General features: G+C 70.6%; 16 protein-coding genes. 2 read left to right on the top strand and 14 right to left on the bottom strand.

All coding sequences use genetic code 11. The features are described 5' to 3' along the window. Position 1: 1 nt before the first annotated feature. From BLU09_RS03645 to BLU09_RS03620, 6 genes are all read right to left on the bottom strand, one after another. A complete protein-coding gene (locus BLU09_RS03645) occupies positions 2-1,429 on the bottom strand; it encodes an ADYC domain-containing protein (protein WP_244171384.1) in 1,428 nt (475 codons plus the stop codon). A gap of 190 nt (positions 1,430-1,619) precedes the next feature. After that, entirely contained in the window at positions 1,620-5,573 is a 3,954-nt protein-coding gene (locus tag BLU09_RS03640) for an nSTAND1 domain-containing NTPase (RefSeq protein WP_090485440.1), read from the bottom strand. Then, positions 5,570-7,306: a sigma 54-interacting transcriptional regulator gene (locus tag BLU09_RS03635; protein ID WP_090485437.1), complete on the bottom strand. Its 1,737-nt coding sequence runs from the start codon at positions 7,304-7,306 to the stop codon at positions 5,570-5,572. The genes BLU09_RS03640 and BLU09_RS03635 overlap by 4 nt, the downstream gene beginning before the upstream one ends. A 182-nt stretch (positions 7,307-7,488) precedes the next feature. Continuing rightward, positions 7,489-8,169, bottom strand: coding sequence for a hypothetical protein (locus BLU09_RS03630; protein ID WP_090485434.1), 681 nt, complete (start codon positions 8,167-8,169; stop codon positions 7,489-7,491). Between the two features lie 5 nt (positions 8,170-8,174). Next, on the bottom strand, positions 8,175-8,687 hold the full coding sequence (locus BLU09_RS03625; RefSeq protein ID WP_090485431.1) for a hypothetical protein: 513 nt from the start codon (positions 8,685-8,687) through the stop codon (positions 8,175-8,177). A 204-nt stretch (positions 8,688-8,891) separates the two neighbouring features. Beyond that, complete coding sequence (locus BLU09_RS03620; RefSeq protein WP_090485428.1) at positions 8,892-10,415, bottom strand: hypothetical protein; 1,524 nt, start codon at positions 10,413-10,415, stop codon at positions 8,892-8,894. A 167-nt stretch (positions 10,416-10,582) separates the two neighbouring features. Between BLU09_RS03620 and BLU09_RS03615 the strand changes: the two genes are divergently transcribed. Next, positions 10,583-11,860, top strand: a complete 1,278-nt coding sequence (locus BLU09_RS03615) for an APC family permease (RefSeq protein WP_090486979.1) — start codon at positions 10,583-10,585, stop codon at positions 11,858-11,860. A 74-nt stretch (positions 11,861-11,934) separates the two neighbouring features. Here BLU09_RS03615 and BLU09_RS03610 read toward each other — a convergent pair whose 3' ends face one another. After that, positions 11,935-13,374, bottom strand: coding sequence for a glutamine synthetase family protein (locus tag BLU09_RS03610; RefSeq protein WP_090485425.1), 1,440 nt, complete (start codon positions 13,372-13,374; stop codon positions 11,935-11,937). Positions 13,375-13,638: 264 nt separating this feature from the next. Here BLU09_RS03610 and BLU09_RS03605 point away from each other — a divergent pair, with 264 nt between their 5' ends. Further along, entirely contained in the window at positions 13,639-14,532 is an 894-nt protein-coding gene (locus tag BLU09_RS03605) for an alpha/beta hydrolase family protein (RefSeq protein WP_090485422.1), read from the top strand. Here BLU09_RS03605 and BLU09_RS03600 read toward each other — a convergent pair. The 7 genes from BLU09_RS03600 to BLU09_RS03570 are packed head-to-tail and all read right to left on the bottom strand — an operon-like array spanning position 14,476 to position 21,299. Further along, on the bottom strand, positions 14,476-15,213 hold the full coding sequence (locus BLU09_RS03600) for an SDR family oxidoreductase (protein ID WP_090485419.1): 738 nt from the start codon (positions 15,211-15,213) through the stop codon (positions 14,476-14,478). The genes BLU09_RS03605 and BLU09_RS03600 overlap by 57 nt on opposite strands. After that, the gene (locus BLU09_RS03595; protein ID WP_090485416.1) at positions 15,191-16,585 is read right to left on the bottom strand and encodes an FAD-dependent oxidoreductase; all 1,395 of its coding nucleotides are present in this window, start codon (positions 16,583-16,585) and stop codon (positions 15,191-15,193) included. The genes BLU09_RS03600 and BLU09_RS03595 overlap by 23 nt, the downstream gene beginning before the upstream one ends. Next, positions 16,578-17,858, bottom strand: a complete 1,281-nt coding sequence (kynU, locus tag BLU09_RS03590; protein WP_090485413.1) for a kynureninase — start codon at positions 17,856-17,858, stop codon at positions 16,578-16,580. Before kynU ends, BLU09_RS03595 begins: the two co-directional genes overlap by 8 nt. Beyond that, positions 17,855-18,871 (bottom strand): amidohydrolase family protein, encoded by a 1,017-nt coding sequence (locus BLU09_RS03585; protein ID WP_090485410.1) that lies wholly within the window; start codon positions 18,869-18,871, stop codon positions 17,855-17,857. The genes kynU and BLU09_RS03585 overlap by 4 nt, the downstream gene beginning before the upstream one ends. Continuing rightward, positions 18,868-19,392 (bottom strand): 3-hydroxyanthranilate 3,4-dioxygenase, encoded by a 525-nt coding sequence (gene nbaC, locus BLU09_RS03580; protein ID WP_011551040.1) that lies wholly within the window; start codon positions 19,390-19,392, stop codon positions 18,868-18,870. The genes BLU09_RS03585 and nbaC overlap by 4 nt, the downstream gene beginning before the upstream one ends. Beyond that, positions 19,393-19,824 (bottom strand): RidA family protein, encoded by a 432-nt coding sequence (locus tag BLU09_RS03575; RefSeq protein ID WP_011551041.1) that lies wholly within the window; start codon positions 19,822-19,824, stop codon positions 19,393-19,395. A gap of 32 nt (positions 19,825-19,856) precedes the next feature. Beyond that, positions 19,857-21,299, bottom strand: a complete 1,443-nt coding sequence (locus BLU09_RS03570) for an aldehyde dehydrogenase (RefSeq protein WP_090485407.1) — start codon at positions 21,297-21,299, stop codon at positions 19,857-19,859. Positions 21,300-21,482 lie beyond the last annotated feature (183 nt).

Below are 21,482 nucleotides of genomic sequence, written 5' to 3'. Positions count from 1 at the left end.
GTCAGGGCGTGTTGATGGCGGATTGATTGAAGACGCGGCTGCCGTAGTACCGGGCCGCCTGGTCTGCGTCGTCGCAAATCTCCGCGCACTTGCCCGGGGCGTAGGGCGTGTTCGGGTCCCTGCAGTCGTTCACGATGTTGCCGTTCGCATCATAGATGGGGGGATTGAGCGGCACGCAGGGCGCGGTCAGGTGCTTCCAGCGCAGGTGGCTGAGGCACGCGGGGCCCGCGGTGTTCCAACCTGCCTCGAAGGTCAGGTCATTCGAGCTGGAGTCCGGCGAGGGCGCGGAGATGATGGCCGGCGTCAGGGCGTCCCAGGGACGGATGCGGGTGCCGTCCAGGGTGAAGGACGTTCCCTGGCCACAGTAGTCGGCGCGCGCCATGCGGGTGCAGGACCAGTGCGCCTCGGTGACGGGCCCGGGCGTCGCGCCGTCCAGCCACGGCTGGTAGCCCCAGCGGTAGCACTTGGCGATGACGCCCGCGTCGCAGCCCAGCGTGAAGCCCCGGGGGCTCTCGTACCGGGTGCCCTGCAGGTCGAAGAGTCCCTTCACGGGCACGGCCCAGTTCGCCCCAGTCGGGCACAGGGGCACGGACGCCGTCGTGTAGCGCACCTGGTAGAGGAAGGTGTGCCCGCTCGGCTCCCACATGCCGGAGCCTTCGGTGTTGGGGAGCGCGTTCCCGTTGATGACGTCCTCGACCACCAGGGCGGGGCCCGTGGACGGCTGACGGAGCCGCGCGCCAATCAGCTCCTCGCCTCGGAGGACCTTGCGTGTCGTGGGGTAGGTGCTCGACCGGCTCGTCAGCTGCATCACCCAGGTGGTGTTGGGCGTGCCCGGCCCCGCGAGCGCGGTGTACACGCCGCTGGAGGGACAGGTGAACGTGACGGCGGGGCAGTTGTTGAGGGAGAAGCTGCTGTTGGCGGAGGCGAGATAGCCCGGCCCCTGGTGCTCGCACGGGGCTTCGCCCGCGCAGACGCGGACCACAGGGGCTCCCGTACACCGGTTTCGAAGGGAGCCGCTGTCGCCTCCCATGAGCGCGACGGCCTTTCCTGGCGAACAGACGCCTTGCCCGTCCACGATGAAGCCACAGCCGCGCGTCTCGTTCGCGGGCGCCCCCCCGGCGCAAAACATCAGGCTCGGCGTGGTGCCATCCACGGAGAGGGGCATGTTGGCCACGATTTCCCCGCGCATCAGTTTCAGGGTGGCGACCCGGAGCGCACCGTCGTGCTGCACGAGCGCTTCGTCGTACATCACGGTGCGCACGGGCGTTGCGTGGAGCTGGGTGCCTTGGGAGTGGGAGTCGGGGTCGTCCTCGTCACCCGCGAAGGTTTGCTGGGTCAGCGCCGTGTCCGTTTCGTCCACGGGGGGCGCGCAGGCGGCGAGCAGGTAGAGGGCGAGACAGGGCGGGAGCATGCGGAGGCGGAGCGTCACGTGAGACACCTCGGTCATCGTGGAGTACGCGGTGACAGAGCATCCGCCATGCCACTCAGCGCGTGCCGCCCGGTGGCTGGTGTCCCTGGCAGGACTTGCAGGCAGCCGTGTCCTGGCATGCGTTGCGAGCAGGAATGGACGGCAAGGATTGCCAGGGGGCTGGCAGGGATTGCCGGCAGGGGACGCCCGTTCAGGGGCGCGGCGTGGCGCAGACGCGAAAGCCGATGAGGGCCTCTCGCTGCGTCCGCTCCACGCGGTCCCGGTTGGCGGTGTGGGCCGTCAGGTCGCTCTGGTACCAGCTGCCGCCCTGGGCGGACGGCTTCTCCGGGTCCACGTCGGAGCGCGTCCACTCCCACACGTTGCCCACCAGGTCGTCCACGCCGAAGGGGCTCCGCGAGCGCGGGTGGCTGCCCACTTCGTCGGGGCCGAAGCCCCAGGGCTCCCGGCCATAGGTGGCGTCATGGTTGGCGTCGTCCGGCGCCAGCCAGTCGCCCGCGGGGTAGCGGCGGCCGTCCGCGCCTCGCGCGGCCCGTTCCCACTCCCGCTCCGTGCACATGCGCGCGCCCGGTACCTGGCCGGTGCGGTCCAGCCACGCCACGTAGGCCAGGGCATCGTCGAAGGAGACGGCGGACACGGGGAAGCGCAGCCAGTCCTGCTCCTGCCGGCGGTCCCGCTTGCCGTAGCGCAGTCGTTCACCGTCCCTCACGCTGTAGCTGGCGGACGCGGGGCGCAGGGTGAGCCGCCAGCGGCCATCCGGCTCGTGGGCCAGGTCCACCACGGTGAGGCGGCGGCGCGAGCCCGGCATCCGCGCGGCGCGCTCCTCCGGGGGCAGCGTCTCCAGGAAGGCGATGTACTGCGCGAACGTCACCTCGTGCCGCGCGATGAGGTACGCGTCCGTGTCCACCCGATGCAGTGGCGGCGCGAAGAAGAAGGCACGCCGCAGGTATTCGCTCTCCGACGCGCCCTGGAGGAAGCGTCCGGCGGGGATGTGCACGAAGCCCTCGGGTACCGACTCCGCGGCTGGAAGGGGCACGTCCAGCGCCAGCCGCTCGCCGGATGCGAGGAGCACGGGGACGCGCACCGGAAACCGGCCCGGCGCTTCCAGCACCAGGAGGTGGGACCCCGCGGGCAGTGCCTCCTCGTGCAGGGGCGTCTGTCCCAGGTCGCGTCCCGGGACGGGCTCTCCCTCCGGCGTGGGCTCCAGCAGCCGCACGCGAGCGCCCGCGGGCTCGCTGGTGAGCGTCAGCCGTGCCGGTGCCGTCAGCCCCCGGCGCAGCTCGCCCATGGGGTCATGGGCCCCGAGCCGCGCGAGCCACTGCGCGCGCTGCTCGGGTTGGCGTTCCTGTTCGGCGAACTCCACGCGCGTTACCAACAAGTTGGCCATGAGCGGGCTCACCCGAGGGTTTCCGGGCGCCAGACCCCAGGCGGCCTCCAGCTCCGACATGGCGCGCAGCGCGGTCTCCTCCACCGCCTGCCGGGTCTGTTGGGCGCGGCTCCACACGGCTTCGGCCGCTTCGCGGTTCTGAGGGCCCGGCGTGTCGAACAGGGTGAAGGCTTCGGCGCTCAGTTGGTCCAGCTCGGCGCGGTGCATGTCCAACGCGACCTGCTGCGCCTGGGCCTCGTCCAGGTGGCGGTTGATGCGGGCATCCAGGTGCGCCCGGGCCTGCACGCGAGTGACGCCCACCACGCCTCCCAGCACCAGGGGCACCAGGGCCACGGCCAGCCAGCGCGTCGCCCGACGTCGACGCACGGCCCTTCGTGAGCGGGAGAGGAAGTCTCGCTCCCGGGGTTTCTCGACATGGGAAAGGCCCGCGGCGCGGCTCTCGGTGAGCTGCCGCTCGCCGTAGAGCAGCTCGGGCGGCTGGCCCAGCCGCTCCCACTCCGCGGCGGCGCGCTCCAGGCGCATGCGCACGGCGCGGCGTTGCTCGTCCTGCCCCAACCACCCGCGCAGGGTGTCCCAGCCGGTGACGAGGCTCTCGTGGGCCAGCGTGTACACGCCGTCTCCGTCCTCCGCCTCGCCCGCGGTGAGCAACCGGCCGCGCACCAGTCCGTCCAGCACCGCGCGTCCGGCGTCGTCGTCGGGGCCCCGCAGCAGCTCCTCCTGGGTGCGGCGCAGGCGCGTGCCCTCGGGCGTCACCAACTCCAGGAGCATTGCCCGGGCGCGAGGCCGTTGCTCGGGCCGGAGACGGGCGACCACGGCGTCCGCGTGACGGGCCAGCGCGCCTTCCACGCCGCCCAGGGCCTCCAGTGCGGCGGCGGGGATGAGCTGGCGCTGGGAATCGCGTGCCTCCCAGAGTGCCTCCAGCGCGAACTGGAGCAGCGGCAGTCCTCCCTCTGCCCGGGCCGCGGAGGCGACCAGGGCGTCCACCATGGCGGGGCTTTCGAAGCGCATGCCCAGCACGCGGAGGGGGCCCGCCACGGCTTCTCGCAGCCCGTGTTCGGAGAGGGCGCGCAGCAGGTGGAGCGCGCGCGGCAGTTCATCACCCAGACCCGGGAGGGCCACCAGCCGTGTGAGGCAGTCGCTGCGAGCGGTGGCGAGGAGGCGGAAGCGGGGCGAGCGGCGCAGCACCAGGGCCAGTTCCTCGGCGAGCCGGGCCGCCTGCGTGGGCTCCGAGAAGGTGACGAGCTCCTCGAGCTGGTCGATGAAGAGGAGCAGGGGAGGCGCGTTCGTGGGCCGGCGGCGCAGGGCTCGGGCCAGGACGCCGGGCTCCTCGGCGGCGAGGCGTGCGCGCAAGGCATCCGCGCTCTCTCCGACCACGGGGGCCAGCAGCTCCACCCATGTCTCCAGCGGACGGCGCCCGGGTGTCCCGGAGATGACTGCCCATGCGGGCCCGCCATCCTCCAGGCCGCTCTGGCTGACAGCAGGGAGAATGCCTGCCCGGCACAGCGAGGATTTGCCCACGCCGGAGTCGCCCGCCAGCAGGACGAAGGTGTCGCCGCGCAGCCGGTCCAGGACCTCTCGCAGCTCGGGTTCGCGGCCGAAGAAGACGCTCCGGTGCGCGGCACCGAAGGCCCGCAGGCCCAGGTAGGGATTGCCAGCGGGGATGGCACTGGCGCGCGTGGGCGTGCTCAGCGCTTCGAGTGCTTCCCGAAGTGCGTCACCCGACTCGTAGCGCCGGGCCGGGTCCGCGTCGACGCATCGGTCCACGATGGCGGCGAAGGCTGGCGACGCTCCGGGTGCACGCTCGGCGAGGGGGAGCGGGGGGCGCTCCTGTATCGCGGCCCCGAGCTGCTCCAACGGTACGCCCTCATGGGGCGCGTGGCCCGCGCACAGTTCGTAGAGGAGGACGCCCAGCGCATAGACGTCGCTGGCCCGGCTGGCGGGCTCACCGCGCCACAGCTCGGGCGCGAGATAGAGCGGCGTGCCTGGAACGAAATCCTGGCGGGCCTCATCGGCGTGCGGCGACGGGGCGTCGCTTGCTTCGGTGCCGAGACGTGGGCCGGTATCGCGCCCCTGCATGACGGAGAGCGGCCGGGTGTCCGTGGGACGAGGGCCCGGCGAGGACACAGCATCCGTGACATCCGGCACGGGGAGGGGCTGGGTATCCACGGGCCGTGGCCCAGGCATCGGCCGAGTGTCTTTGGGGCTCGGCCCCGGCGAAGTCGGAACGTCCGCGCCCGCCGCCGAGGCAGGAAGCGCCTCCTCCGCGAACGCGGACTCCGCGAGTCCGAAGTCGAGCAGCTTCACCTCGCCGTCCTCGGACAGGATGGCATTGGCGGGCTTGATGTCCCGGTGGAGGATGCCGCGCCGGTGCGCCGCGGCCAGCCCTCTGGCGAGCCCAAGGCCCAACGCGAGCGCCCGCTGTGCATCCACCGGCCGCTGCAACCGGTCCAGCGGCTCTCCTCGGATGAGCTCGGACACCAGGTAGGGCTGACCGCGCACCTCGCCGACGCGGTGGATGGCCACCACGTTGGGGTGCTGGAGCCGGGCGATGGCGCGCGCCTCCTGGAAGAAGCGCGCGCGCGCCGCCGCGTCCGGCAGCCGTCCCTGCGCCGTGGCGATGAACTTCACCGCCACCTGCCGGTCCAACAGCGTGTCCTGCGCCAGGAACACCTGTCCCATGGCGCCGTGCCCCAGGGGGCGCAGCAGCCGGTACTCCTCGAACTCCGCGGGGGGATCCAATCGCCCGGAGGAGGATTTCATCCGATGGGCGACCCCTTGCGAGAGGTGCGAGGTTGCAGTCCGAGCTGCTTCAGCTTGAACGAGAAGGTCCGGATGGGCATGCCAATCATCGCCGCCGCGCGAGTCTGGACGCCCTCTGCCTCTTCGAGCGCCTCCTGCATGCGGCGGCGCTCCAGGTCTCGAATCTCCTGGGCCAGGGGAACCCGCGTCTTCTGGGGCGACACCCGTTCGGCCACCGCGGGAGGCGGTCCCAGGTCCTGCGCGGGCGCGCTGGCGCCACGAGGCTGCATGCGCGAGGGAAGGTGGTGCGGCTCCACCACGTTCTCCGGCACGGCGGCCGCCGCGTAGTCCATCAGGTTGCGCAGCTCGCGCACGTTGCCGGGCCACGCATGGCGGGACAGGGCATACAGCGTGCCCGCGGACAGCTCCATCTCCTCACGGCCCAGCGACTGGCACGCCCGGGCCAGGAAGTCGCGCGCCAGGAGTGGCACCTCGCGCGGGCGCTCTCGCAGCGGTGGCAGCAGCACCGTCGCCGCGCCGAGCCGGAAGTACAAGTCCTCCCGGAACCGCCCCGCGGCCACCTCCGCTTCCAGGTCCCGGTGCGTGGCGGCCACCACGCGCAAGTCGATGGGGCGCTCTCGCACGTCGCCCACGCGGGTGATGCGGCGGACCTCCAACGCGCGGAGCAACTTGGCCTGCGCGGAGGGAGGCAGCTCGCCGACCTCGTCCAGGAAGACGGTGCCGCCCTGGGCGCTCTCCAACAGGCCCACGCGGGCGGTGTTGGCCCCCGTGAAGGCGCCGCGCTCATGGCCGAAGAGCTCGCTCTCCACCAACCCCTCCGGCAGGGCCGCGCAGTTGATGGCGATGAAGGGCTTGTCCGAGCGCGGAGACCAGTGGTGCACGGCGAAGGCGGCGTTCTCCTTGCCCACGCCCGTTTCGCCGCACACCAGCACGGGCAGCTCACTGGCCGCCAGCCTGCGCAGCAACGCGTAGAGCTGCGCCATGGCGGGGTCCGCGACCAGCACGGCGCGGTCCGCCAGGGTCAGGCGGGTGATGCCTTCCGCCGCGGGCGCCCACGCACCGGACACCGCGGTCCGGGCCGCTGCACGCGCCGCCGCCACCAGGGACTCCGCGTCGCAGCCATCCGAAGGGCAGGTCGCGATGCCCAGGCGCCCCTGGGGACATGCGGCCAGCAGCGCGCCGACGCGCTCGCCCAGGCCATCCTCGCCCGGCTCTCCGGAGACCTCGGGCATCATCCACAGCAGGTGAGAGCCGTCCAGCCAGCCCGCGGCTTCCGCGGGGCCCGCCTCCGCCGCCAGCAAGGCCTCCGCGGCTTCGTGTCCCACGCAGCCCTGCTCCGGCAGCGCGAGCACCAGCGCGGTGAGCGGCCGGCCATACCGCAAGGCGCGTTCCGCTTCCTCTCGCAGCCGCGCCATCAGCCGTTCCGCCTGGAGCGGGGCGTGCGCGGGAGCGGCGCGTGCACGCGTGCGCACCACCGCGACCACCGCGCCAAAGGACACCACGTCACCGGACAGCAGGGGCTGCGCGGTGTCCACGGGGCGGCCGTTGAGGGTGGTGCCGTTGTGGCTGCCCAGGTCCACCAGACGCGCGCCTTCCTCCGTCAACACCAGACGCGCATGGCGGCGTGACACGCTGTCGTCGCGCAGGCACAGGTCCGCCTGTTCGTCGCGGCCCACCAGCACCACGCCTTCGGCGGGAAGGGAGAACCGAGACGTCGAATCTCCCTCCAACACCAGGAGATACGAGGCGCCGGAGTCTGATGATTCCGGCGCGCTCCCAAGAGGGCGCGTGTCGCGGGCACTGGGCTGTGAATGGGCCATGTCGGGCCTGGGAATGCTGGCACGCCCACACTGGACCGGGCAACCGGGGGCCCGCCCGGGCATGCGCCGGCTCGGATTCCACACGGCTGGCTGGCTCATGGCCGCAGCGTCATGGGAAGAGACTCACCCGCACGCGACAGGTAGATGCGCGAGGCCAGCCGGCTTCCATCGTCCGCGAGCCGCATCACCGCCTGCCCCTGCAGGCCGTTCACCCTCATCAGGGATGACAGCAATTCCGCGCGTGCCTCGGCCGCGTCATGCTCCACCTCCAGCACACACATCCGGGTGCGGCAGTCCACGCGCGTCAGACGTGAGCCCGCGAAGTCCGGACCGCTGAACGCACGGGTGACGAGCGTCTCCGTCTGTCCCGCCCATTCCCTGTCACGCGGCTCGGTATGGGCGGCGGCCTGCAGCTCGGCTTCCAACTCCTGTCGCCGCTCCTCGCGAGCAACCTCCAGCGTGGCCAGGGTTTGCGCGGTGGGCGCTGCCGCCCGGGTTGCGGGCGCTGCCGCCTCCTCGGGCACGGGCAGCGGCGCGGGGCGCCCCACCGACTCCACGCGTTGCAGCAGGTGCCCGTGTCCCCGGCGCAGCGCCTCCAGCTCCGCGCGCAAGGCCCGCACCTCCGACGTCAGGTCCGCTGGGGACCCGGGCCGGGCCTCGGCGGCTTCCGCGCGCGCCGGTGGGGCTTCGGGCGTGGCCCCCCACATGCTCCACCCACTGGCGGCGGCAACGGCGGCCGTGGCCAGACCCAGGATTCCCCAACGAACCTGTCGCATGGTGGCTACTCCGTGACGACGAAGCTGGCGAGGACGGACGCGTACGTGCTGGAGCCGCTGGTGTACTGCCCCGGCAGCACGCAGCGCAGGCTCACGTAGCCGTTGACGCCCGCGAACACCGACGGGAGGTTGATGGAGAAGGAGTTGTGGTTGGCCGTGTCCGCACCCCAGCTGGAGCACGCGGAGGACGAAGCCAGGGAGGAGCCGTCCTTCTCGGCCACCGTCGCGGTGCAGCAGACGTTCTCCGTCAGGTGCGGGTCCAGCGCGGTGACGCTGACGGACAGCGATTCAGAGAAGGAGGGCGCGGCGATGTTGCGCTGAATCGGGCAGACGACCTCGAGCGTGTTCGCGTTGGAATTGAGGAGGCGGCCACTGCGAAAGACGGTCGGGTTGTGGAAGCCCGAGACCGACGTACAGAGCGCGCCCGAGTAGGTCGCGGTCCCCGCGAAGGCGGGCAGGGTGCTGAGCATCGCGAGCGCGGCAACGGACTTCGACACGAACGAAAGCGACTTCTTCATGGAGCTCTTCCTGGCTGCACGCCCTCGTCGCGGCACCGCGTCATGCGGGCCGGCGGAGCGTGGCGAGCAGGGGAAGAGCAACCCGGATGCCAGCCATTGCACGGCGTCCGTGCCTGGGAATCCATGGCAGGTGAAGCAGATATTGCCGCGCCCGCGCCATTCCGGTGCGGCAAGGCTTGCCAACCCCGGCAGGACTTGCCGTTGCTACGGCGAGGTGGCGGGCAGTGTCGGGGCGGCGGGGGTGGGGGCCAGCCGATGGAGCGCCGGAGGTGACGCGCTCAGCGCCCCCACGTAGAGGCGGCCATGAAAGCCCTCCGCGAGCGGCTGCGGGAAGAGCCGCACCCCGGAGGCGATGTCGGGCTTCTGCCGGACCTCTTTCGTGGGACTGATGGCGAACACGTTGCACTCCACCGAGTCCCAGACGTTGAAGCGGCAGGAGAACTGCGTGCCTCGCGTGAAGCCCACGTCGAGCGCGCGCACCGACGGGAGGACCTGGGCCAGCCGCGCTCCCAGCGGCGCATAGTCGCTGTCCCAGTTCACGCCCGCAGTCCGCACGTGCGTGCCACCCGCGAGCACCAGCGTCCAGGCCTGGGCGCGTGTCTGCTGGTGGGCCAGCAGGTGCTGGGCCATCTCCGCCTCACGCTCGTTGCCCTGGGCCTTCTCGGCGTCGAAGGCCACCACGGAGATGTCCTTGCCAGAGGCGCGCAGCCGGCGTGCCTGTTCGATGAGCCAGAGCATGGCGCTGCTGCTGCGGCCGTCCTGATAGGTGCGGCGCCAGAAGGGGCTCTCGCTCATCATCGTCTGGAGGTCCTGGTGCTGGCCCGGGCTCGCCAGGTAGGTCTCCAGCAGCGGCTGCTCGGAGGCGGGCAGCGACAGGGCCAGCGTCACCGGCAGGCCCTGGGCCGTGGCTTCACAGAGCATCCGCAGCGCCGCCGCGGGCAACTCCCGCGTGCCCAGGGGGTCCGCCAGCAGCAGCACGTGCCCTGGCGCCATCAGCGGGCCGGCGCCGTCCACCGGGGTGCCACACTCCGGCGCCTGCGGCGCCTGCTCCGTCTGTCCTCCTTCTGGCGTCACGGAGCGGATGGGCACGGGCGCGTTGCTGCCCACCAGCTCCAGCGCGGGCACCATCTCCAGCCGCTGCAGCAAGGTCCGCTCGATGTCCAGGTCGCGCACGCCGCGCACCATTCGCATGCGCTCCATGCCCGGCGCGTTCTTGAACGGGTCCTCCATGGGCACCGCCCGGGGACCACTGGGTCCGTTCGCGTAGGTGAAGGCGTCCCGCGTGGCGTCAAAGGGATGGGCATCCAGCGCGGCGAACATGGCCGCCTCCCGCTTGCCCGCCGCCTGTGGCGGAATCTCCAGTTGGGTATCCATCTCGTTGTAGCTGAGCCGGAAGACGCGCACGACGGTCTGCCGCGGCCCCAGCCGCTCGCCCTTGATGTAGTAGCGCTCGATGGTGCGCAGGCCCGGCATGTTCTTTCCGGGCTCATGGGCCGAGGAGAACATCTCCAGCCCGCCTTCCTTCTCCATGACGTCGTAGCGCTGCTCTTCCAGGATGCGGCGCGCCACCATCATCGCGTCCTCGGCGGGGACGATGTACACCAGCTCTTCTTCCGGCGTTTCGTACTCGCCCGTGTCCTCGTTGGCCGTGGCGCCGAAACCCCGGCTCAGCGTCGCGCAGCCAGCGCACATCAGAGTCAGTCCCATCAGCGCACCGTGAAGCCGCATCGAACCCTCCTCAGAGCCGTGCTTCAGGCAAACGGCCTGGATGTCGGGCCGAAACGCTCGGCGCCCAAAACCATATCGGGGGGCCACCCGGTGCATTGGTGTCCGGCGCTCAGGTGTAGTGAACTACCTCCGTGCCGGTTCCTTCCTCCGCATCCGCGTCGCGTCCGGTGGGGCCGTTCCAGCTCCTCTCGCTCGGCGTCAATGGCATCGTCGGCGTCGGCATCTTCTTCGCCCCGGCGGAGGTCGCCGCGCTGGCGCCGGGGGCCAGCGCCATTGCCGCCTTCGCGCTCACCGGGCTCGCGTTGATACCGGTGGCGCTGGCCTTCGCCGTGCTGGGCCGGCGTTTCGACGAGGACGGCGGGCCCGTCCTCTTCGCGCGCGCGGCCTTTGGAGAGCGGGCGTCCTTCCTGGTGGGGTGGGTGGCCTACGTCAGCGCGTTCCTGAGCACCGCCGCGGTGGTGGCGGGCCTCTCCCAGGCGGTGGCACCCTCCCTGGGCCTGGAGGGCGCCCTGGGGCAGTCGGTGCTCGCCTCCGTCCTCGTCACGGCGCTGGCGGGCGTGGTGGCGTCCGGCATCCGCGTGTCTGCAGGGGCCTGGACGGCGCTCACCGTCTTCAAGCTGCTGCCGCTGGCCGCGTTGCTGGTGGCCTTCCTGGCGCTGTCGGGGCCTCCTCCCTCCGCGGCGGTGGCCGCGGGCCCGGCCGTGGACGTGTCGTGGTTGCGGGCGGGGTTGACGGTGATGTTCGCCTACCAGGGCTTCGAAATCGTCCCGGTGATTGCGGGGCAGGTGCGCTCGTCGTCGCGCACCGTGCCGCTGGCCACGGTGGGCTCGCTGCTGGTGGCGGTGCTGCTGTACGTGGGCCTGGTGTGGGCGTGCGTGGCCGCGCTGCCGGAGCTGGCCTCTCAGGCCGCGCCGTTGGCCGCGGCGGCGGGCGTGTGGGGCGGGCCCGGGCTCGAAGGGTGGGTGAAGGCGGGCACCAGCGTGTCCGCGCTGGGCATCTGCCTGGGGATGATGGTGACGACGCCGCGCTACCTGTCCGCGCTGGCGTCAGGCGCGCACACGCTGCTGAGGCTGGACGGGATGTCCGCCGGAGGCGTGCCGGTGCGCGCGCTGGTTGTCACCTGGGCGCTGGTCCTGCTGTTCGTCAACCTGGGCGACCTGTCGGAGCTGTTCGCCCTCTCCAGCATCGCGGTGCTGATGCAGTACGGCGTCACGTCCGCCGCGCTGGCCGCGCTGGCCTGGCGGCGCGAGCGGGGGCTGCGTCCGCTTCACGCCTTGCTGGCGGTGCCCGCGCTGGGGCTGGGGCTGACGTTGGTGGCCTTCGGCGCCAACCCGCGCGAAGGCGTCACCATGGCCCTCACCCTCGTCGCTGGCGTGGTGCTGCTGCGGCTGTCGCGGCCCCGGGCTCCCGAGCCGTCAGCGGCGCTTCGCAGCGAGCCGCTGTAACGGACGAAGCCGCCGCCTCCCCATGTCGCGGGAGGGCGGCGGCTCCTGAAATCCGGCGGTGCGGACGTCCGTTCCTAGAACTGGTTCCAGAGGTACTGGTTGGTGACCTCGTGGTGGAACTTGACCTCTGAGTACTTCACACGGGTGCCCAGCTGCTTCGGGCTGCGCTCGGCCGTGGTCGTCTTGAGCTCGGCGAACTTGCTCTGCACGTTCTCACCCAGGATGGACGCCACGAACTGGCTGCCCTTGAAGATGCGGATGGCGTCGAAGATGTTGTCCGGCAGGAAGCGGGTGCGGCTGCGCTTGGTCTCCGCGTCCTCCTGCGGCTGCGGGCCCTCCAGGCCGGTGCGCAGCAGGGTGTAGAGCACCAGGTACGGGTTGGAGTCCGGCGCCACCGAGCGGCACTCGATGCGCGCGCTGCGCTCGTTGCCGAAGGGGATGCGCACCATGGCACCGCGGTTGTTGGCGCTGGCCTTGATCTGGTTGGGGGCCTCGAAGTGCGGGTCCAGGCGGCGGTACGCGTTCACGCTGGAGTTGAGCGTGAGGCAGATGTCATTCGCGCTGGTGAGGATGCGGTCGATGAAGTCCCAGCCCATGGGGCTGAGGCCGTCCGGGCCGTTCTGGTCGTGGAAGAGGTTCTTCCCGCCCTTGGACAGCGACAGGTTCATGTGCATGCCGTTGCCATTGACGCCCGTCACCGGCTTCGGGAGGAAGCTGGCGGTGCAGTCCAGCTGCGCGGCCACCTGGCGGCTGAGCAGCTTGTAGAGCTGAATCTGGTCGGCCGCGATGAGGGCCTCGCTGTACGAGAAGTTGATTTCGAACTGGCTGGGCGCCACCTCGGGGTGGTCCTTCTCGTTCTGGAAGCCCATGGCGCGCTGGGCCTCGGCCACCTTGTCGATGAACGTGCGCAGCACGTCACCGGGCAGCGAGTGGTAGTAGCCGCCGGTGGAGATGAAGTCGAAGTGGCCCTTCTCGTGGAAGTGGTGCTCGGCGTCGCGGCCCTTGAAGAGGAAGCCCTCGATTTCAGGCGCCGCGTGAACCACCGTGCCGTCTTTCTGGTACATCGACTCGGTGAGCTGCTTCAGCCTGCCACGCAGGTCGGACTGGTACTGCGTGCCGTCACGCTCGTGCACCTCGCTGAACACCAGCACCTTGCCCGGGCCGAAGATGTCCGAGGGCAGCCAATAGAAGGCGCTCCAGTCGATGTTCAGCCGCAGGTCGCTCTCCTGCTGCGCGGAGAAGCCCCGGATGGAGGAGCCGTCGAAGGTGAGGTTGTCGGCGCTCTTGATGAGGAACTTCTTGTCGTAGTCCAGCATGTGCAGCCGACCCTCGAGGTCGGTGAAGCACACGGTGACCGCCTTGATGGCGCGTTCCTTCGTCAGGTACTCGATGCGCTCGTCACGGAGCTTCTCCTGCGCGATGTGCTTGAGGCGCTGCTCCTTGACCTTGAGGTTGCGCTCCTCGAGCTCGTCGTAGGGAATCTCCAGGAACGTCCGTAGCCCCTTCGCGTCCATTGTTCGTGCCTCCCAGGCCGGATTCTTCGCCGTCGGTGCGGCGGGATGAATCCGTGGGCCCTGGTATTTACATTTGCAGAGTGGAAATCAAGCCCAAATCCGAAGATGTGGAGCATAAAATCTTGGCGATGAAACCTTCGGAGCCCGCTGGATGACACTCGCGCCTGCCATGGGGGCCCTCGGCTGGATGGCCGGTGGGCACTGGGGCGGGCCTCCCGGTCGGCCCCAGGCAGGCGGGCGGATGCCGCGGAGTAGGATGTCCGCATGAGCTCGATGTGGGTCCTGGAGACGCCCGCTCCCACCGCGGATGCGCGCATGGCGTATGGCGGGGAGCCCCACCAGTTCGGGGACCTGCGAATGCCCGAAGGGCCTGGGCCGCACCCGGTGGTGGTCGTCATCCATGGCGGCTTCTGGCGCGCGAAGTACGACCTGGAGCATGCCGGGCACCTGTGCGCGGACCTGACCCGGCGCGGCTTCGCGACGTGGAGCCTGGAGTACCGGCGCGTGGGGCACGACGGCGGTGGCTGGCCCGGCACGCTGGAGGACGTGGCGCGCGGCACGGACTTCTTGCGCACGCTCGCACAGGCCCATGCGCTGGACCTCTCACGCGTCGTGGCGCTGGGCCACTCGGCGGGAGGGCACCTGGCGGCGTGGCTGGGGGCCCGGCACCGGCTGCGGCCCGGCGATGCGCTTTACAGTGCGGCGCCGTTGCCCCTGCATGGCGTGGTGCCGCTGGCGGGCGTCGTGGACCTGCCGCGCGCGTTCGCGCACCGGCTGGGGGACGGCATCGTGGAGACGTTCCTGGGCGGCACGCCGTCCTCGGTGCCGGAGCGCTATCGCACCGCCTCGCCCGCGGCGCTCCAGCCGCTCGGGGTGCCCCAGGTGCTCGTCCACGGCGCGGAGGACGACACCGTGCCCGTGTTGATGAGCGAGGACTTCTGCGCGCGCGGCCGTGAGCTGGGAGACGACGTCCGCATCGTCACGTTGCCGGGCGCGGGGCACTTCGAGGTCATCGACCCCAAGGCTCCGGAGTGGGGCAAGGTGGTGGAGGCCGTGCGCTCCCTGGTGTGGGGGGGCGCACCCGCCTCCGAGTCCGTTGGCTCAGAAGCCCCGTTGCGCGCCGCCGTCCACCGCGATGGACTGACCGGTGATGTATGACGCCTGCTCGGAGGAGAGGAACGCCGTGAGCGCGGCCAGCTCCTCCGGGCGGCCCAGCCTCCGCGCGGGAATCTGCGGCGCCACCTTCTCATCCGTCAGCCCGAGCTGCTGCATGCGCTCGGTGGCGTGGTAGCCCGGTAGCACCGCGTTCAGCGTGACGCCGTGCTGCGCCACCTCGTTGCTCACCGTCTTCACGAGCCCGAGCAGGCCCGCGCGCAGGCCGTTGGAGATGGTCAGGTTGCTCATCGCCTCGCGCGCCGCCAGCGACGTCACCAGGACGATGCGGCCCCACTGGCGCTCCTTCATCCCCGGGAGCACCGCCTGGATGCCGTCCACCGCGGCCATCCACAGGCTCTGGAAGCCGAGCTGCCACTGCTCCGCCGTCAGCGACTCGAAGCCGCCCGCCGGGGGCCCGCCCGTGTTCACCACGAGGACGTCCACGCCGCCCAGCTTCGCGTTGACGGTTTCGACCAGCGCCTTCGCGGCCCCGGGCTGCGTCAAATCACACGGCACCGCGAGCGCCGCGCCCAGCTTCTTGGCGGCCTGCTCCAGCTTGTCGCCACCGCGCGAGCAGATGGCCACCGTGGCGCCTTCCTTCACCAGCGCCTCCGCGATGGCGTAGCCCAGCCCCGCGGACGCGCCCATCACCAGCGCGCGCCTACCCTTCAGTCCGAAATCCATCAGCGTGCTCCTTCATGAATGGTGTCAGCCGGCTCCGGATGAGCTCCGCCGCGCGCTTCAGGTCCACGTCCTCCGCCCGCGGCAGGCCCTCGCTCAGCTCGGAGACGATGCCGTCCGTCAGCGCACCCAGCTGATAGGCCAGCCGGTAAGGCACGTGGCTGAAGCTCACCAGGGAGTAGCGGCTGACGAACTCGCCCGGGAAGGCGTTGAGCAGCACCTTCTCCACGGCCTTCCGAAACAGGAAGCGCGGGTCGCCGGTGCTGTCGCGCATCTCGACGAAGTTCTCCACCGCCATGTCGGCGATGGCGTCCGCGTTCGTCTTGCGCAGGCGTTCGAAGTCCGTGAAGACCTGCTCCCAGCCGGCGCCCTGTCCCAGCAGTTGGTCCAGGACGACGCAGTCCTCGAAGCCGCAGTTCATCCCCTGGCCGAAGAACGGGACGATGGCGTGCGCCGCGTCGCCCAGCAGCAGCGTCTGCCCACCCGCGTGCCAGGGCGCGCCCTTCACCGTCACCATGCTGCCCGTGGGGCGCGAGAAGAACGTCTCCACCAGGTCCGGGATGAGCGCCTTCGCGTCTGGGAACTGCGCGCCGAAGAACGCCTCCAGCTTCGCGGGCGTGTCCAGGGACGCGAAGCTCACCGGCCCCTGCCAGGGCAGGAACAGCGTGCAGGTGAAGCTGCCTTCCTCGTCGGGCAGGGCAATCAACATGAACGTGCCGCGAGGCCAGATGTGGAGCGCGTGCTTCTCCATCTGGAACGCGCCGCCGGGGCCCGCCGGAATCGTCAACTCTTTGTACCCGTGGCCGAGCTGCTCCTGCGTCCCCTGGAAGTCCGGCCGCTTCTCCAGGGCCTGGCGGATGGCAGAGGCGGAGCCGTCCGTGCCGAACACCACGCGGCCGGGCTCCTGGCGCGCCGCTCCGGTGGCGTCGTCGTGCACCGTGAGCGCGCCCGAGCCGAAGTCCACGTCCGTCACCCGCTGCTTGAAGCGGATGCGCACCTTCCCGGTGGCCTCCGCCGCCGTCATGAGGAAGGCGTTCAGCCACCCGCGCGACATCGCGTTGATGTGCTGCGAGTCGTCCTTGCCGTAGGGCTGGTAGACGAGCTCGCCTTGCGGCGGGTGAATCATCCGCCCGCGCATGGGGATGGCGTGCTTCAGCGCCTCGTCTTCCAGGCCCACCTGCCGCAGCGCGTGCAGCCCGCGCGTGGAGATGGCCAGGTTGATGGAGCGGCCCGCGTCGACCAGCTCGCTCCGCATGTCCGGGCGCCGCTCCAGCAGTTCCACGGTGTGGCCCCGGCGCGCCAGGTAGATGGAGAGCAGCGAGCCCACCAGTCCCGCGCCCACCACGGTGACGGTGTCCTTGCGCGCCTCACTCACGGGCGTGGCCCTCCAGCGTCTTCACGAAGCGGTACACGTCCATGAAGGAGTTGTAGAGCGGCGCGGGTGCGGCGCGGATGATGTCCGGCTTGCGGAAGTCGCAGATGATGCCCGCGTCACCCAGCCGCTTCAGCAGGCCCTGGGGCTCGCCCCGGAAGCGCAGGGACAGCTGGGCGCCGCGCTGCTTCACGTCCCGGGGCGTGGTGATGCGCACGAAGCCCTCGGGCAGCCTGTCCAACAGGAACTCCAGGAAGCCGGTGAGGCGCTCGCTCTTGGCGCGCAGCGCCGCCATGCCGGCCTGGTCGAACAGCTCCAGGGACGCGCGCAGCGCCGCGAGCTGGAAGATGGGCGGGTTGGAGAGCTGCCACCCCTCCGCGCCCGGCAGCGCGCTGAAGGTGGGCCCCATCTGGAAGCGGGTCTGCTTGTCGTGACCCCACCAGCCTTCGAAGCGGGGCAGGTCCTTCGTGTTCGCGTGCCGTTCGTGGACGAACACGCCGCCCAGCGCGCCCGGGCCCGCGTTGAGGTACTTGTATGAGCACCACACCGCGAAGTCCGGTCCGTCTTCGTGCAGCGACAGCTTCAGGTTGCCCGCGCCGTGCGCCAGGTCGAAGCCGACGAAGCAGCCCTTGGCGTGCGCGGCCTTCGTAATCGCGGCCAGGTCGAAGGCCTGCCCGGTGAGGTAGTTCACGCTGCCCAGCATCACCAGCGCCACCTCGTGGCCGTGCTGCTCCAGCGTGGCGAGGATGTCCTCGGTGCGCAGCGTCTCCTCGCCCGCGCGGGGCGTGAGCTCCAGCACGGCTTCGCGCGCGTCGTAGCCGTGGAAGCGCACCTGGGAGGCGACGGCGTACTGGTCCGACGGGAAGGCGCCGGCCTCCACCAGGATTTTGAAGCGCTGCTTCGTGGGCCGGTAGAACGACACCATCATCAGGTGCAGGTTCACCGACAGGGTGTTCATCACCACCACTTCCAACGGCTTGGCGCCCACCAGCCGCGCGGCATGCTCGGTGACGAGCTCGTGGTAGTGCAGCCACGGGTGGCGGCCGTGGTGGTGTCCCTCCACGCCCAGCCGCGCCCAGTCCTCCAACTCCTCCTGGATGTAGCGCGCGGCGTTGCGCGGCTGGAGGCCCAGCGAGTTGCCCGCCAGGTACACCACCGGCTTGCCGTCCGGGCCGGGCGGGAAGTGGAACGCGTCGCGGTAGCCGCGCAGCGCGTCTTCCGCGTCCAGCTTCCGCGCGAAGGCCTCGGAGTCCTCGAAGGGGTACGGCGTCGTCATGGTGCGAAGTCCTCGGGGGCGCGTCCCAGCCAATCGAAGGCGTTGCGCCAGAGCAGCCGCTCCCGCGCGGCGGGCTCCAGCTCGGTCAGGGACTCGATGAGCGTGCCCGGGCGGTCCTCGCCCAGGGGGAAGGGGTAGTCACTGCCGAGCGCCACCTTGTCCTGCCCGAAGAGCCGGACGATGTAGCGCAGCGCCTCCGGGTCGTGGACCAGCGAGTCCACCCAGAAGCGGCCCAGGTAGTCCCGGGGCGGCACCTTGTTGTCCACGGCCACCAGGTCCGGCCGGGCCTCGAAGCCGTGCTGAATCCGGCCGAGCGTGTGGGGGAAGGCGCCGCCGCCGTGCGCGAAGGCGAAGCGCAGCTTGGGCAGCCGCTCCAGCACGCCGCCGAAGATGACGGAGCAGATGGCCAGCGACACCTCGGCCGGCATGCCCACCAGCCACGGCAGCCAGTACTTCTGCATCTTCGCCTCGCCCATCATGTCCCACGGGTGGACGAAGACGGACGCGCCCAGCGCGCTGGCGGCCTCGAAGAAGGGGAACAGCGCCGGGTCGGACAGGTTCCAGTCGTTGACGTGCGAGCCAATCTGCACACCGGCCAGCCCCAGCTCCTTCACGCAGCGCTCCAGCTCGCGCACCGCCAGCTCCGGGGACTGGAGCGGCACCGTGCCCAGGCCCACGAAGCGCTTGGGGTGCGCGTGCACCACGGAGGCGAGGTGGTCATTGAGGAAGCGCGCCAGGTCCGCGCCGTGCTCCGGCTTCGTCCAGTAGCCGAACATGACGGGAATCGTGGACAGCACCTGGACGTGGACGCCGGCCGCGTCGCACTCCTCGATGCGCTTCACCGGGTCCCAGCAGTTGCTTTCGATTTCGCGGAAGAACTTGCCGTCATCCCGGAGCATGCGCGCGCGGCAGGGCGCGTGGTGGTCCAGGGTGATGAAGCCGCCGTAGCCGTAGCGCTCGGCGAAGCGCGGCAGGTGGGCGGGGAGGAGGTGCGTGTGGATGTCGACCTTCAACGGGCAGGACCTCCCTTGACCACCTTCGTCCCACACTTCTTGCAGGTGCAGTTGTCGGGGTTGCCGTAGAAGTGTTCGAAGATGGGCGGCAGCTGCGTCACCAGGTTGGTGACATGCACGAACTCTTCGTAGAGCTTCTCGCCGCACTGCGGGCACAGCCACATGAAGCCGTCCAGCTCCTTCGGCTGGCGGCGGCGCTCCAGCACCAGGCCCACCGTGCCCGCAGGACGCTGGGGCGAGTGGGGCACGTTGGGCGGCAGCAGGAATATCTCCCCTTCGTGGATGGGGATGTCCTGCACCTGGCCCTCGTCGATGACCCGCAGGTTCATCGTGCCCTCGAGCTGGTAGAAGAACTCCTCGCCCTCGTTGATGTGGAAGTCCGTGCGCGCGTTGGGCCCGCCGACGACGGTGACCATGAACTCCCGGTCCTCCCACACCTGCTGGTTGCCCACGGGGGGCTTGAGCAGGTGGCGGTGCTCATCAATCCACTTCTTGAAGTTGATGGGGGTCAGGCGGCCCATTCATTCACCTCCGATGGTGGCGATGCACTTGAGCTCGATGGCAATCGGCGTGGGCAGCCGGTTGATTTCGAGCGTGGTGCGGCACGGCGGGTTGTCCTTGAAGTACTCCGCCCACAGCCGGTTGAAGGTGGGGAAGTCCTTCTTCATGTCGGTGAGGTACACCGTCACGTCCACCAGCTTGTCCCAGGACGCGCCCGCGTCCTCCAGGATGTAGCGGACGTTGCGGAACACCGAGTGGCACTGCGCCTCGATGTCGTAGGAGACGATGTTGCCCTCCGCGTCCAGCTCCACCCCGGGAATCTTCTTCGTGCCGCGCTCGCGCGGGCCCACGCCGGACAGGAACAGGAGGTTGCCCACGCGCCGGGCGTGGGGGTACAGGCCCACCGGTTCGGGGGCCTTCTGCGAATCGACTCGTGCGCTGTCACTGCTCACGGCGTGCTCTCCTCACGTGGGGGCTAGGGGGCTCACAGCTTGATGCAGACGTTCTTCGGCTCGGTGAAGAAGCGCAGCGCGTCCCAGCCGCCCTCGCGTCCCACACCGGAGTCCTTCACGCCGCCGAAGGGCGTGCGCAAATCGCGCAGCATCCACGTGTTCACCCAGACGATGCCGCTGTGCAGCCGCGAGGCGAAGCGGTGCGCGCGCTTCACGTCCTGGGTCCACACGCTGGCGGCCAGGCCGTACCGGGTGGAGTTGGCCCACGCGAGCACCTCGTCCTCCGAGTCGAAGGGCGTGATGCTGGCCACCGGGCCGAAGATTTCCTCCTGGTTGGTGCGGCACCCCGCGTCCAGGCCCTCGATGAGGGTGGGCTCCACGAACCAGCCGTTGCGGCAGCGTCCGGGCACGTTGGCGCGCTGTCCGCCGGTGAGGATGCGGCCACCCTCCTGCTTCGCCAGGCTCACGTAGCCCAGCACCTTGTCGAAGTGCGGCTGCGACACGAGCGCGCCCTGGTCCGTGCCCGCCTCCAGCGGGTCTCCCACCTTGAGCGCGCGCGTGCGGGTGACCAGCGCCTCCTTGAAGCGCTCGTAGAGGGGCCGCTGGACGAAGATGCGCGGGCCGCAGAGACAGATTTGCCCCTGGTTGGCGAAGGACGAGCGCAGCGTGGTGGCCAGCGCCTCATCGAAGTCGCAGTCCGCGAAGATGACGTTGGGATTCTTGCCGCCCATCTCCAGCGACAGCTTCTTGAAGGCGGGCGCCGCCACGCGGGCAATCTCCGCGCCGGTGCGGGTGCTGCCGGTGAAGGAGATGGCGCTGATGTCCGGGTGCTCGCTCATCGCGGCGCCCACCTTGGGGCCCAGGCCGTGCACCAGGTTGAGCACGCCCGGCGGCAGACCCACGTCGCGGCAGACCTGGGCCAGCAGGTACGCCGTCATCGGCGTCACCTCGGACGGCTTGGCCACCACGCAGTTCCCCATGGCGAGCGCCGGGGCAATCTTCCACGTCAGCAGGTACAGCGGCAGGTTCCACGGGGAGATGCAGCCCACCACGCCCAGCGGCGCGCGCAGGGTGTAGTTGAGGGCCACGTCGTCCGTCTGGTGCGCCTCGCTGGAGAACTGCGTCACCGCGTCCGCGAAGAACTCGAAGTTGAGGATGCTGCGCGGGATGTCCACCGTGGAGGCGACCGACAGCGGCTTGCCGGTGTCAATGGACTCCGCGCGGGCGAAGGCGTCCAGGCGGCTCCGGATGCCGTCCGCGATACGGCGCAGCATGCGCGAGCGCTCGGTGGCCGGGGTGGCGGCCCAGGCGGGGAAGGCCCGCGCGGCGGCCTCCACCGCGTGCTGGACGTCGGACGCATCGGAGTCCGGCACGTGGGCATACGTCTCGGCCGTCGCGGGCTCGGGCTTGTCCAGCCACCCGCCTCCGCGCGCGGGCAGCAGCTCACCACCGATGTAGTTGAGTACCTTCTCCATGGCCGAGCCCTCCGGTAGCGCCTGCCCATGGCCCGGCGACGGTGAACCCCGCCAGCCCTGTGGGAGGGCGCGCAATGTACGCCGCCCCTCCGTACCTCACCAGCGCCACGCGCGCCCGCAGTCCACTGTCATGGAATCGGGGTCGCCCGCCTGGAAGGCACGAGGAATGCCGCACTGCGCGAA

The sequence above is a fragment of the Myxococcus virescens genome (genome assembly GCF_900101905.1).
GTDB classification, from domain to species: Bacteria; Myxococcota; Myxococcia; order Myxococcales; family Myxococcaceae; genus Myxococcus; species Myxococcus virescens.
This window is presented reverse-complemented; position numbering and strand designations above follow the sequence as displayed.